The sequence below is a fragment of the Rhodococcus sp. ARC_M12 genome (genome assembly GCF_022810385.1).
Taxonomy (GTDB): Bacteria; Actinomycetota; Actinomycetes; order Mycobacteriales; family Mycobacteriaceae; genus Rhodococcoides; species Rhodococcoides navarretei.
On record NZ_JALGQI010000003.1, the window covers coordinates 207659 to 220071 of the forward strand.

At 64.0% G+C, this 12413-nt stretch carries 12 protein-coding genes and 1 pseudogene; 5 read left to right on the forward strand and 8 right to left on the reverse strand.

The features are described from left to right. Nucleotides 1–13: 13 nt before the first annotated feature. On the reverse strand, nucleotides 14–601 hold the full coding sequence (locus MTX35_RS06235; RefSeq protein WP_243594129.1) for a TetR/AcrR family transcriptional regulator: 588 nt from the start codon (nucleotides 599–601) through the stop codon (nucleotides 14–16). Between the two features lie 119 nt (nucleotides 602–720). On the opposite strand from MTX35_RS06235, the pseudogene MTX35_RS25640 reads away from it, so the two are divergent. The 3 genes and pseudogenes from MTX35_RS25640 to MTX35_RS06255 all read left to right on the forward strand — a co-directional run bounded on the left by MTX35_RS25640 (nucleotide 721) and on the right by MTX35_RS06255 (nucleotide 3958). Then, nucleotides 721–2409 (forward strand): annotated as a pseudogene (locus tag MTX35_RS25640) (nitroreductase family deazaflavin-dependent oxidoreductase). Between the two features lie 41 nt (nucleotides 2410–2450). Continuing rightward, on the forward strand, nucleotides 2451–3404 hold the full coding sequence (locus MTX35_RS06250; protein ID WP_243594131.1) for an ABC transporter substrate-binding protein: 954 nt from the start codon (nucleotides 2451–2453) through the stop codon (nucleotides 3402–3404). Nucleotides 3405–3469: 65 nt separating this feature from the next. Then, on the forward strand, nucleotides 3470–3958 hold the full coding sequence (locus MTX35_RS06255; RefSeq protein WP_243594132.1) for an SRPBCC domain-containing protein: 489 nt from the start codon (nucleotides 3470–3472) through the stop codon (nucleotides 3956–3958). A 1-nt stretch (nucleotide 3959) separates the two neighbouring features. Here the strand turns inward: MTX35_RS06255 and MTX35_RS06260 are convergent, their stop codons facing one another. Continuing rightward, a complete protein-coding gene (locus tag MTX35_RS06260) occupies nucleotides 3960–4241 on the reverse strand; it encodes a Rho termination factor N-terminal domain-containing protein (RefSeq protein WP_243594133.1) in 282 nt (93 codons plus the stop codon). Nucleotides 4242–4364: 123 nt separating this feature from the next. Here MTX35_RS06260 and MTX35_RS06265 point away from each other — a divergent pair, with 123 nt between their 5' ends. Together MTX35_RS06265 and MTX35_RS06270 are read left to right on the forward strand one after the other, a co-directional pair. Next, a complete protein-coding gene (locus MTX35_RS06265) occupies nucleotides 4365–5483 on the forward strand; it encodes a hypothetical protein (protein ID WP_243594134.1) in 1119 nt (372 codons plus the stop codon). A 60-nt stretch (nucleotides 5484–5543) separates the two neighbouring features. Beyond that, nucleotides 5544–6251, forward strand: coding sequence for an enoyl-CoA hydratase/isomerase family protein (locus tag MTX35_RS06270; RefSeq protein WP_243594135.1), 708 nt, complete (start codon nucleotides 5544–5546; stop codon nucleotides 6249–6251). A 9-nt stretch (nucleotides 6252–6260) separates the two neighbouring features. On the opposite strand, the gene MTX35_RS06275 is transcribed toward MTX35_RS06270, so the two are convergent. From MTX35_RS06275 to MTX35_RS06300, 6 genes are all read right to left on the reverse strand, one after another. Further along, nucleotides 6261–7154: a universal stress protein gene (locus MTX35_RS06275; RefSeq protein ID WP_243594136.1), complete on the reverse strand. Its 894-nt coding sequence runs from the start codon at nucleotides 7152–7154 to the stop codon at nucleotides 6261–6263. A gap of 113 nt (nucleotides 7155–7267) precedes the next feature. After that, on the reverse strand, nucleotides 7268–8296 hold the full coding sequence (locus MTX35_RS06280) for an LLM class flavin-dependent oxidoreductase (RefSeq protein ID WP_279393220.1): 1029 nt from the start codon (nucleotides 8294–8296) through the stop codon (nucleotides 7268–7270). 86 nt (nucleotides 8297–8382) lie between these two features. Beyond that, entirely contained in the window at nucleotides 8383–8553 is a 171-nt protein-coding gene (locus tag MTX35_RS06285; RefSeq protein WP_243594138.1) for a hypothetical protein, read from the reverse strand. 343 nt (nucleotides 8554–8896) lie between these two features. Further along, on the reverse strand, nucleotides 8897–10078 hold the full coding sequence (locus MTX35_RS06290) for a lipase family protein (RefSeq protein WP_243594139.1): 1182 nt from the start codon (nucleotides 10076–10078) through the stop codon (nucleotides 8897–8899). 82 nt (nucleotides 10079–10160) lie between these two features. Next, on the reverse strand, nucleotides 10161–10493 hold the full coding sequence (locus tag MTX35_RS06295; RefSeq protein ID WP_243594140.1) for a putative quinol monooxygenase: 333 nt from the start codon (nucleotides 10491–10493) through the stop codon (nucleotides 10161–10163). Nucleotides 10494–10663: 170 nt separating this feature from the next. Continuing rightward, nucleotides 10664–12136: an MFS transporter gene (locus MTX35_RS06300; protein ID WP_243594141.1), complete on the reverse strand. Its 1473-nt coding sequence runs from the start codon at nucleotides 12134–12136 to the stop codon at nucleotides 10664–10666. Nucleotides 12137–12413: the final 277 nt, after the last annotated feature.

Sequence of the window (12413 nt, forward strand, 5' to 3'; positions counted from 1 at the left end):
ATCACTGCCTGCGTCAGCGGCCGGCCGACACCTCCACGACCGCCTCGAGCAGGGCCAGCAGCTCCTGCTCCGTCCGATCGAGTGCGGTGATCGATCGCTGCGCCTTGGCCACGATCAACGCGCCTTCGATGGCCGCGATCGCAAAGGTGGCCAACGCGTGAGATCGCTCGCGGGCGACACCACGCTGCCACAGCGACGCTGCGATGGTGTCTTCCCAGGAGGAGAACGACTCACCCGCCGCCGTCACGGCACCGGGAGCATTGAGCCCCTCGAGCGCGGCGGGAGCGACCGGACACCCCGCTACGAAGTCGGTGGCCAGCAATTCTCCGCGAAACCCTTCGATGATGGCCCGGACGGTGGCAGCGGGGCCTGCCGCGGTGAGGCCGGCCGAGATCATCGCACCCATGGTGGCTCCCGCAGTGCGCGTCGCCTCTTCCACGAGCTGGGGCTTGCCGCGCGGAAAGTGGTGGTAGATCGAGCCACGGGGCGCGCCCGCGTGATCGATGACGTCGGCCAGCGACGTCGCTTCCACGCCGCGTCTGCGAAACAGATACGCAGCGCTGCGCAGCATGTCGTCCCGAGCGCTGCTTCGACTCGCCATCCGAACCTCCCGTGAGAACATCACTATCGTTGACGTGACGTCGCGTTACATCTACAGTCACCCTGTAGCTATGCTGTTGAGCATAGCTGGAACAGCAGTCCCGAGACCGGAGAAACGCCATGTCCCTCGACACCGACGTGATCGATCTGCACAGCCCGCTCACTCTCGCCTGCGGGCAGATCCTGCCGAATCGGGTGATGAAGGCCGCTCTCAGCGAAGGACTGTCCACCGCCGAGCACGGCCCGGACTCCCGCCTGGAAACGCTGTACCGCCAGTGGGGCGCGGGCGGCTACGGCCTGGTGGTGACCGGCAACGTGATGGTCGACCGGTCCCATCTCGGCGAACCGGGCAATGTCGTCATCGAGGACGACCGCGACCGCGATGCGCTGGCCCGTTGGGCGAAGGCAACATCCGACGGCGGTGCCCCCATCTGGATGCAGCTCAATCACCCCGGTCGGCAGGCCAACCCGCTCGTCACCCGCTCCAAGCCCGTTGCACCGTCTGCCATCGCCCCCAATATCCCGGGAATTCCTGCACCTCGGGCATTGAGCGAGAACGAGATTCACGAGATCATCGGACGATTCGCCACCGCAGCGGCCGTGGCCGAGACGGCCGGCTTCGACGGCGTCCAGATTCACGGGGCGCACGGCTACCTGGTGTCGCAGTTCCTGTCGCCTCTGTCCAATCGGCGCGACGACACCTGGGGCGGCGACCTAGACGGACGGATGCGATTCGTCCTCGAAGTGGTCCGCGCAATCAGAGCAGCGGTGTCTCCGAGTTTTGCGGTGGGAATCAAACTGAATTCGGCGGACTTCCAGCGCGGCGGGTTCAGCGAGGAAGAATCGCGCATCACCGTCGAGCATCTCGTTCGAGAATCGATCGATCTGATCGAAATAAGCGGTGGCAGTTACGAATCACCCGCAATGATGGGTACCGCGAGCACCCGCGATCGTGAGGCGTAATTCCTGGAGTACGCGCGAACGGTGCGCGACGCGGCTGGAGCGGTGCCACTTGCGGTCACCGGGGGCTTCCGCACCCGCTCGGTGATGAGTTCGGCAGTGCGATCGGGCGAGTGCGACATGGTCGGCCTGGGCCGTCCGACTGCCCTCGCCCCGGCCGTCGCGAGCTCGCTGGTCGACGGCACGCTGGATCGGGTCGAATCTCCTCGCGTGGCCCTGCGCGTCCCGTCGATGGCCGGCGCGTTCAAGCAGATCAACGGCGCTCTCGATCTGCAATGGCACACCGACCAACTGCAGCTCATCGGAGCTGGGCAGCAACCGAATTCGAGCCGTCCGGCATGGAAGACTGCGGCAACGATGATGCAGCGCAACGGCTGGGACGCGTTCCGCAACCGCCGAAGCGCCGCTCGGACCGACACCTCCGCTGCAGTGGCAAAATTCCGCCGCGAGCGCTGGATCGGCAAGCACATTGCGAATCCGATCGTCAATGGACTCACATCGATCGGTGTCCGAACCTCTCTGGTCACCGATATCGAGACCGTCGGCCGCAAGTCCGGCCTACGTCGGCAGGTACCGGTGTCGGCAGTGTTCGACGACACCGGAGCCTGGCTGATCTCCCAGCACGGAACCCGATCCGGCTGGGGAGCGAACATCACCGACGAACCCAGGATCCGACTACGTGCGGGCACCCGATGGCTAACCGGCACAGCGACTTTCGTGCCCGACGACGACGTCGCCCTCCGAGCGCGAACCTTCTCGAACAATCCGGTTCTCGGACGTTTGATCGAAGCCGGCTTCCGCGCGTTGCAGACCGACCCGATCTCGGTTCGGGTGGAGTTCGACGTCTGACCTGGATGTTGCCCAAAAATTAGGTTTGCTTTACTTAAGTTGTGAAGACGCTCCCCCACTTGTCGGTCACCCTCGGCGCGGTCCTTGTCGCAACCCTGGTCTCGTCCTGCGGTGCCGGCACAGAACCGGCGGCGACGAACTCGGCGACGCATTCGGTCACCACGCAGTTCGGCACCGTCGCGGTACCCGATCGAATCGAGTCGGTCGTCGTGATCGACGGCCGACGCGACCTCGACATCGCCCTCGCGTTCGATTTGCCCATCGTCGGGATTCCGGTGGAAACCGAGGCCCCGCCCGAAATTCCCGGCCCGCTGACCGAGCCCACGGGGATCCTGCTCGCAGCCGGAGTGCCCGAGCTGTATCCGCGGAACACCGTCGACCTCGAAGCCATTGCACGCGTCGATCCTGACCTGATCATCGGCCGCGACGAGGTGGTCGAAGAAATCTACGACCAGCTGAGTGCGATCGCGCCGGTGTTGCCGGTCGGCTCCACCGGCACCGGGGTCAGCTGGCAGCAGGATGTCGCATCGATCGGTGCAGCACTGAATCGCCAGGACGAAGCACGAGCAATAGTCGACGAATACACCACGCGCGTGGATGAACTCACGACGCAGTACGCCGCTGAGATTGCCAATACCGCCGTCCTGCCGGTCAGCACATCGGAGAACGGCGGGATCTCGATCGGACGTGACCGGGTGACGTCCATCGCGCTCGAGGATGTGGGAGCCCGCTTCGGATCCGCCTGGACCGCCGCCACTCCGGAAATCGACTACGGACCGGAGAACGTCACCGCCGCATCCGACGCCGTGGCGATTATTGCCGCAATCACGTCGGTGGAGGATCTGCAGGCGATGAACGCCAATCCGCTCTGGACCGGATTACCGGCTGTGCGCAACGACCGCATCGTCAGGACGGACAAGTTCACCAACGACGGCGGACCACTGACCGCGCTGTGGACCCTCGAGTTGGTGGAGAAGCTCTACGACCCGAGTTGATCACCGACCTTCGACGAACAAAGTCCTACTCGACGGCAGCCACGCCGGAGTCGCATAATCAGTCGATGGAACCGACACCCACGGGCACGCTGCGCAGCAGCGACAGCGGCTTCGCTCTGGAATTGACCAGGACCATCGCCGCTCCGCGCGAGGACGTGTGGGCCAGCCTCACCGAATCGCCTCGAACGGCGCTGTGGTTCGGGCCGTGGGAGCGTATCTCGGACAACACCGTTCGCGTCACGATGCGCTTCGAGGAGGGCGAGCCGGCCTCGGACATGGCCGTCGAAGCATGCGAGCGGCCCAGCCGACTGGCCGTGCGAACGATCGACGAGATGCAGTGGCAGCTCGAGGTTCGCCTCGACGAGAAGGATGGGTCGACGGTCCTGATCCTGGTACACAATTGCGAGAGCACCCAAGGCCTGGGCGATATCGGCCCGGGGTGGGAGTACTACCTGGACATGCTCGTCGCGTCCAGAGACGGCACTCCGTTGCCGAGCTTCGACGACTACTACCCATCACAACAGCAGTACTACGCATCACTGCGCCCGAATTGAGTCAGTGGTTGCGAAGCTCGTCGATCAGCTCGTCCTTCTTCAGCTTCGAGTAGCCCTCGAGGCCCAATTCTTTGGCTCGGTCTGTCAATTCGTCGACCGTCCAGTCCTCGTAGGATCCGGACTCTCCGCCCTTCTTTCCGACCTGCCCCCTCCCCTTGTTCGCGGCCGCGTTGGAGATGCGAGCAGCCTTCTCCTTGGAGTTGCCTTCCTCGCGGAGCTTCTCGTACAAGCCCTGGTCCTTCAACTGCGGCTGGTCCTCGGTCTCGTTCTTCTTCGACGGCATCGGAACTCCCATAGCTGGACTACTTCGATGTTGTGAGCGCTACCCGGTCTGCGCGACGACTAATCTCGCTCCCCGAGGCACGCGAGTTGGTGTGCATCGAGCGTCATCGGGTATGCGACCGGGATGAAATCCGATCGATCGCAACCAGCGGACCGGGATGCACCCGACGACCGCGACAACACCGAGGCGGAAGGTGAGCCGCTCTCGGTCGGTGTGGTCAGCGATGACGGATTTGCGTCGACGGTCGCGTCTGCCATCGTCGCCAAGTTGCCCGATCACGCGATGATCGACGGGGAGCGCCGCGAGATACGCGTATCAGGGGCATCGGTTCCACTTCCGCCTACCGCGACAGGTGCGGCCCCGCTGGGACAGTGGCTTGCATCCGTGAAAGCAGATGCCAATTACGACATCGTGTTGTGTGTGTCGGAGGTACCTCGCCGCCAGGGTTCACGCCCGGTGATCGCCGAGACCCGGGACGGCACGACCGGAGCGCTGTACGTACCCTCCTTCGGCACCCTGGCGGTGCGGCGACGCGCTGTCGCGGCTGCGTTGGCCGTACTGCACGAGTTGATCGAAGCCGACGACTCGTCTCGTCTTCCGAGGAGGTACTTCAAGTCCCGTTGGGCGTCCAGTGACTCCGGCGAGGGTGACGAAGTGCTGCTGACGTCGAGCATCTTCGGCCGAACCAGGTTGGTGTCGGGGATGATTCGATGTAATCGACCGTGGCGATTGGTGCCGACTCTGTCGAGTGCGCTTGCTGCAGCCAGTGCCGCCTCCGCCTTCGGCGTGTTCTACGCGAGCATCTGGCAGATGGCGGCATCGATGAGTCTGGGTCGACTGGCGATGATCGGAGTCACGGCTGTGATCGCCATGACGGTGTGGGTGATTCTTCCCAACGGCCTGTGGGAGAAGCGGACGTTCCGCCGCTCCACGGTCGATCGTTGGATGTACAACGCAGCCACCGTGGGAACGGTCATCACCGGCGCGCTGTGCATGTACGCGCTGCTGTTCGCGGTGGTACTCGGCTCGGCGGCGGTCGTGATTTCACCGGAGTTCCTGACCGAGCAGATCGGTCGTCCGGCGTCGATGGGCGACTACTTCTCCCTCGCCTGGCTGGCCGCGTCGCTCGGTACGGTTGCCGGCGCGGTGGGTTCGTCGGTCGCCGATCGTGAGGACATACTCGATGCCACCTACGGTCACCGTGAACTGATTCGTCGGCAGTCGGCCACGTCGTCGTCGTGACGCTCCTTCGGACCTCTCCCGTTGTGAGTGAGAACAAGAAAAGCTGGGTACGTTCGGTACATGCCATATCTGGATCGCGTTGACGACGTATTCGTGTTGAGTCTCGGCAATCGAGGGGTCGACGACACCGAGAACCGCATCGGTCCGAACTGGATTGCCGAAATGAACGCGCTTCTGGACGAGGTCGAGGCGTCCTCAGGACCGGCCGCATTGGTGACCACCGCAACGGGCAAGTACTTCTCCACGGGCGTCGACCTGTCGTGGGGGGCCGAGAACCTCGATCAGATCAACCGGTTCATCGGCACGGTACAGGAGCTGTTGGTGCGCTTTCTGACCTTCCCGATGCAGACCGTCGCAGCCATGCAGGGGCACACCTACGGCGGTGCTGCATTCTTCGTGATGGCACACGACCACCGCATCATGCGATCGGATCGCGGATTCCTGTGCTTCCCCGGCGTCAACATCGGCGCGACCTACAGCCCGGGAACCGTCGACATGGTGCGGGCGAGATTGGCTCCGCATGCCTTCCACGAGGCGCTGACGACCGGGCGTCGCTACGGCGGTGGCGACGCCATGGCGCTCGGACTGGTGGACGCGGTGTCGACTGCGGAGCGTCTGCGCGACGACGCCCTCGCCCGCGCAGCCGCGTTGGTCGGTACGCGCGGTGATGTTCTGGGCGACATCAAACGCACCATGTACGCGAGTGAGATTCGCTCGCTGCTGACGCCTGTCGCAGGCGTCGACGAGATGGAATGGGTCTCGAACTAGGCGGTGCTGTCAGTGCACCACCAGGACCGGACATTCGGCGTGATGCACCAGGTTCTGGCTCACCGATCCCAAAATCGCTGCGGTGAAACGGTTTCGACCGCGACTGCCCACTACCAACACCCGGGACGTCGCGGAGATCGACCGGAGTTCGTGTGCCGCCGAAGCACCGACGGACACTGCCCGAACCGGCACCGACGGATACTTGTCCCGGTAGGTATCAACGTTGGCCTGCAACCACTGTCGTTCTGCCTCACGAAGGTGCTGCCAGTCGACCGGCGTGCCGTAGTCGAGTTGGTCGGTTTCGTGCACGGCACCCACGTGGACGGCGAGTAGCTCTGCACCGAGAATTTTCGCCAGTTCGAATGCTGCCGACAGTGCGCGCTTCGACGGTTCGGATCCATCCACCCCCACCGCGACGGGGGCCGGCACGCCCCCGGAATCGCCACGTTCGTGCCACACGAGCACGGGGCAGGTCGCGGCATTGACAATTGCCGTCGTCGAGTACCCGAAGACGATGTCGCGCAACGGACCCGACTCGCACGCGCCCACGACGAGCATCGCCGAGTCCGCAGACAGCGCCTTCGCCATCCGCGCAGCCGACAGCTCGGACACCTCCGATTCCACTGTCACCTGGGGATCGACCCCGTGCACGACGTCTACGGCGCGGGCGAGTACGCCTTCGCTCTCCTGCCGCAGCCGCGTCGGGAAGTCGGTGGTGTCGAGCTCGGCGGCGACCGCTGTACTCCACTCGTCTTTCGGTGCACCGTGAACGAGGTGCACCGATGTCGATGCCGCTCGAGCGAAGTGCGCCGCCCACTCGGCCACCCCCTTGTCCGTGGGTGAACCGTCGACCACGACCGCTAGCGGTCCGTCGAATGTGGTTGCCGCGATCGTGTGGTCCATCGTTCCTCCGTTGGCCGAAGACGGTTTCTGCGTCGTCTTCTACGATCGCCGCTTCCTCGGCACACCACTAGGGCATTTGGCCACCGGTGTGACGGGTAGTTCGGGCTTGTGAACTACGCCCGAGCCACCAGAGGTGCAACTTCGGTGCCGAGGAGTTCGATCCCGCGCAGCAGGTCGCTGTGGGCGAGCCGCGGATTGGTCATCTGCAGCGACAATCGGTCCACGCCGCCCAGTTGTTCGCTCACTCGCATAATCTTGTCGGCCACCGTCTTCGGATCTCCCATGAAGAACGCACCGTTGGGACCGGAGGTGGCGTCGAACTGCTGGCGGCTGGGCCGAGCGAAGCCACGCTCCCGAGAGATCTTGGTGAACATCTCGTTCCAGCCGGGGTAGATAGTGTCTGCTGCGGCCGTGGTGGTCTCGGCGACGAAGCCGAACACGTGCAGGCCCACCTTCAGCTGCTCCGGCGGATGTCCCGCCTGCGCTCCGGCGCGACGGTACAGATCGACGAGCGGGGCGAACTGGCGCGGCTCTCCGCCGATGATGGCAATCATCAGGGGCAGCCCCAGAAGCCCTGCGCGAGCGAAGGATTCGGGCGTCCCACCGACGCCGACCCAGATCGGCAACGGATCCTGCAGCGGACGCGGGTAGATACCCTGACGGTTCAGTGCCGGGCGGTGTCGACCCGACCAGGTGACCTCGACGTTGTCGCGGATCTGGAGCAGAAGGTCGAGTTTCTCGGCGAAGAGCGAGTCGTAATCGGCCAGATCCAGGCCGAACAGTGGGAACGACTCGGTGAACGATCCGCGGCCCACGACCAGGTCGATCCGGCCCTTGGAGATCAGATCGAGGGTGGCGAACTCTTGGAACACCCGGACCGGATCGTCTGCGCTGAGTACCTTGACCGCGCTGCCGAGTCGGATGTTCTCGGTGCGCGCGGCTGCGGCGGCCAAAATTATCGACGGGGCCGAGTCGTAGTACTCGCTGCGATGATGCTCGCCGATGCCGAACGAGTACAGCCCGACCTGATCCGCGAGGGCGATCTCCTCCAGCAGATGGCCCATTCGCTCCTCGGGAGCGATCACCCGGTTGTCGGTCGGATCGGTCACGGAAGAGACGAAGCTGTCTACGCCCAGATGCATGGTGGGGCCTTTCGATTCGGGATGGTCGCCTCCATCAGCATCGATGAAGATTCGATTATTCCGATGCACGGGACACAGGGCGCGGGCTACTCCCCCCAGCGCTTCAACTCGCCGGCCGCGTAGTACATCTGCTGCGACGCGCCGAAACGAACGAGCAACTGCTGCTTCTCCTCGTAGAACCAGACCACGGTTCCGTACATACCTGCCATGGGCCCGCTCAGCGGTGTGACTCCGTCGCCTACCTCGAATCCGTCCATCCCTGCACCGTACCGATCGAGGGTGCCGAAATCGGACGCCCACCGTTCGGCTTATCGCCGTCCGCGCTTGTTTGCGCGCCGTTCCTCCAGCTTTCGCTTGCCGTAACCCCATGTGATGCGGCCCAGACCCTCGAAGAGTCGGCTGGAAAGACTCCTGCGGCCGCTCATGCGGTGACCTCGTTCTCAGCGCTGTTCATATTGGCTTGATCCTTTCTCGTAGGCAGCAGGGCATTTCGGTACGAACGTGTACCTGCTAGCTGCGCCTTATGAGTCGAATCGAGCAGGAGCAAACACACATCGGTCACGCGTGATCTACATCACTGGCAATGTGCCGGGCATCGAGTTACGCCCGCGCGACCAGTCGGTCGATCCACTCGAGCGACTCTGGATAGGCAGCGACGTTCGAGGCCGTGTGGTCGAACGCAGGTATCAGATCGGTTCCGAAATCGAACTCGCGGACGGTGATGTCCACGGCACCTGCAGCGCGCCAACGCTGCGCCAGGAGTCGACTCTGCTCGATGTCGACGGAGCTGTCGTTCACGCCGTGCACGATCATCACGGGCAGATCGGGTGCCGTGAAGCCGATGGTGTTCGCGGCCGTCAGAGACCCCAGCACGGGACCCGTCATCGATGCGCCCAGCGACTCGCCGTCGGCAGTCAAGTCCTCGGATCGAAATGATCCGTACGCAAGCGCGTCGGTCGTACAGAAATCCTGCGCCGCATCCAGAGCTGCCCGACCGCGTTCGTTGAACAGGGCGCGGATCCGGTCGGCCCGCTCGGGGTGCGCTCCGATCATGCCGTCGATCGTGTACAGCATCGTCGCGGCCCACGCGGAACCGTCCTGGCCATCGACGCGGACCACCGGATCGGTCGGCGCGGCACCGACGAAGGCACCGACCACCGACAAGTCGGGCGCGTACGTGGAGGCGAGCTCCGCAGCGGCGGCCGACGCGACCCCGCCGGCCGAGTATCCGTAGAGCACGATCGGCGCGTCGGTTCGGCTCGCCGCGGCCCGAGCCGAGTCCAGCAGTGCACGCGCGCTGGCGACTCTACCCAGGAACTCGTATTCGCCGGGGGTTCCTAGCCCCTGGTAATCCGTCGTGACCACCTGATAGCCCTGTGCCAGTAGCGGCAGTAATGCCGGCATCGTGGTTGTCAGCCCCAGCTCGGACGAACCCGAGCAGCGATCGGCTGTCCCGTAGCTGCCCGGCGCATAAGCGATCACGGGCCGTGTCCCAGGACCCCGCCACGCGAGGGCGGGTGTGATCAGAAGGCCCGACACGGCAACAGCCCGCTCCCGGGGGTCGGCCGATCGGTACAGGATGCGCTCGGTGCGTGAGCCCAGAACGTCGAGCTGTCGCACAGGCTCTCGACGCAGGATGTCCCCGGGCACGAAGGCCTCGAGGTCGGCGACAGGAGCAGTGTAGAAATCTGCGCTGCCGGGAGCGGCCGAGGCGGGTGCGACCGTCAGCGCGCAGGACGCGACAAGCACGGACATGGCCAAGGTGACGGAAGGGAATCTCATCTCGCGAGCAAGTATGCGGCTCCGGGTGACGATCCGCATCACGCCACGGCCGATACGGCGGCTGTGCGACGCCGATCGCCCCCTATGACTCCTTCTTGATCCACGTCGGAATGAGCCTGCGTACCTCAGGTGCGGCGGCCAGCAGTGGAGCCACTTCGCGTTCGTACGCAAGATAAGTGGGATGCCGGAGAAACTCGAGCGCGTCCTCGGCGGTTCTGTAGTGCTGAAACGCTGTGATGCCATCCGGATCGTCGGAATCGAGGCCGTAGTAGTAGGCGAGATGCCCGGAATTGTCGAGTACGGCCGGTGCCATGCGCTTTTCCCACAGAGCCCGAACGGCGTCGCGTTGATTCGGCAGGGTCTTGTGCGAGACGACGACGGTGACGCCGGGTACCGCCTCTGGTCCAACTGGCATGACGTAAGTCCTTTCGACCGAAGCATCCGATGTCCGCCGATCATGCACCACGGTTCGGACATTCGACGGTCGACTACCACGACGGTGACTGGACGGCCTCCTCGCAGACGTAGCCAACGCGAGATCGACGCATACTTCGACAACGTCGGCGGATTCCCTTGCTTCTCGAATCAATTGCGCTGCGGTGCCGGATCCTTCTTCTTCATCCCCTGCCCAGTGGCGACAGTCGATCCGGTAGCTACAGAAGGCGGAAGGAACGCCGCGAGCGCCAGTGCAATGATCGCTGCAAGCGCGGCCAGAGCCATGATGACCCGGAACCCCTCCTGTGCAGGCAATTCGGTCGATTCGAGCGTGATGGTCATCTGCGCGAGTATCACGCCTGCGACAGCGCTGGCCATCGAGGTGCCGAGCGAACGCATCAAAGCATTGAGGCCGTTCGCGGCAGCGGACTCCGACGGCGGTACGGCTCCCATGATCAGGGCGGGCATCGCGCCGTACGCCATTCCTATTCCGGCGCCGATGATGCACGAGATCGCGACGAGATGCCAGACAGCGCTCATCGTGACGACGCCGAAGATGTACCCGGCCGCGACGACAACCGCGGCGATCATCAGCGTCGTCTTGGGACCGCGGGTGGTCGTAATTCGCGACGACAGCGGTGCGATCAACATCATGACGATTCCCGACGGTGCCATCACCAGCCCGGTGACCAGCATCGACCGGCCGAGACCGAAACCTGTCTCGGTCGGCATCTGAAGGACCTGCGGGAACACCAAAGTCATTGCGAACATCGAGAATCCGAACACGACCGAGGCGAGGTTGGTCAACAAGACCTGACGACGGGAGGACACACGCAGGTCGACGAGTGGCTGTCTGGTGCGCAGTTCCCACCAACCCCAGAAGAAAAGCGAAACCCCTGCAAGGGCTATCAATCCCAGCGTTGTCGAACTGCTCCAGCCCCACACAGATCCCTTGGAGATGGCGAGTAGCAACGCGACGAGCGCGACAGCGAGGCCGACAGCTCCGACCGCGTCGAACACTCCCCCTGTTCGCACCTCGGATTCTGGAACCGTGACAACGACCAAGCCGGCCACTACGAGCCCGAGCCCCGCCGAGATCCAGAAGAGGATGTGCCAGTCGGCGTATTGGGCGATCAGAGCGGCAGCGGGCAAGCCGAGTGCACCACCTACCCCGAGTGATGCACCCATGGTGGCGGTTGCACCCGCGACTTTCTCACGCGGGAGAACGTCGCGAATGATGCTGAGCCCCAGGGGAATGACACCTGCTGCTAGGCCTTGTAGGGCGCGGCCGATGATCAGAGGGATCAGTGATTCGCTGAGAGCACCGGTAATCGATCCAGCGATCAAGAGTGCGAGGCTGATGAGAAGCATCAGACGTTTGCCGAACATGTCGCCGAGTCGGCCGACGACGGGCACCGCAACGGCACCGGCGAGGAGGGTAGCGGTGACGGACCATGCGGTGTCAGCAGCTGACGCGTCGAGCAGGGCAGGAAGTTGCGGAATCAGCGGAATGATCAACGTCTGCATCAACGAGACGACGATTCCGGTGAGGGCAAGCACGGCGACCACCAGGCTGGTATCGACTGTCCGTGTACGGCTGGCCTCGGATGTTGGTGTCGACATGCTGTGGTCCTCCATAGGGCTTGTTGCGGAAATGGGTGAAGGGTGCGCGCCGTGTGCACGCAGATAAGAGACCATCCGGCGCTCGACGTGACAGTGCGGGTTCGAGCCGCTATCGCTTCGCGGCCTCTGTTCGACGTCCGGTGGACGTCGAACAGAGGGATGGTCTGCGACCTCACTGATTCAGGTATCGAGAACCTGAATTGGTTTCACACCGAGGTGTTCAGGAGCGTTGTCGAAGTGGACCGGCAGCGGACCCACCTCGACCAGCGAATCTGTC

What these genes read in the sequence shown, in the direction of transcription:
- MTX35_RS06270 (WP_243594135.1), top strand. Translation starts at nt 5,544, where the DNA reads ATGCCATATCTGGATCGCGTTGACGACGTATTCGTGTTGAGTCTCGGC.
- MTX35_RS06295 (WP_243594140.1), bottom strand. Translation starts at nt 10,493, where the DNA reads ATGCCAGTTGGACCAGAGGCGGTACCCGGCGTCACCGTCGTCGTCTCG.
- MTX35_RS06285 (WP_243594138.1), bottom strand. Translation starts at nt 8,553, where the DNA reads ATGGACGGATTCGAGGTAGGCGACGGAGTCACACCGCTGAGCGGGCCC.
- MTX35_RS06265 (WP_243594134.1), top strand. Translation starts at nt 4,365, where the DNA reads ATGAAATCCGATCGATCGCAACCAGCGGACCGGGATGCACCCGACGAC.
- MTX35_RS06280 (WP_279393220.1), bottom strand. Translation starts at nt 8,296, where the DNA reads ATGCATCTGGGCGTAGACAGCTTCGTCTCTTCCGTGACCGATCCGACC.
- MTX35_RS06300 (WP_243594141.1), bottom strand. Translation starts at nt 12,136, where the DNA reads ATGTCGACACCAACATCCGAGGCCAGCCGTACACGGACAGTCGATACC.
- MTX35_RS06255 (WP_243594132.1), top strand. Translation starts at nt 3,470, where the DNA reads ATGGAACCGACACCCACGGGCACGCTGCGCAGCAGCGACAGCGGCTTC.
- MTX35_RS06235 (WP_243594129.1), bottom strand. Translation starts at nt 601, where the DNA reads ATGGCGAGTCGAAGCAGCGCTCGGGACGACATGCTGCGCAGCGCTGCG.
- MTX35_RS06275 (WP_243594136.1), bottom strand. Translation starts at nt 7,154, where the DNA reads ATGGACCACACGATCGCGGCAACCACATTCGACGGACCGCTAGCGGTC.
- MTX35_RS06260 (WP_243594133.1), bottom strand. Translation starts at nt 4,241, where the DNA reads ATGCCGTCGAAGAAGAACGAGACCGAGGACCAGCCGCAGTTGAAGGAC.
- MTX35_RS06290 (WP_243594139.1), bottom strand. Translation starts at nt 10,078, where the DNA reads ATGAGATTCCCTTCCGTCACCTTGGCCATGTCCGTGCTTGTCGCGTCC.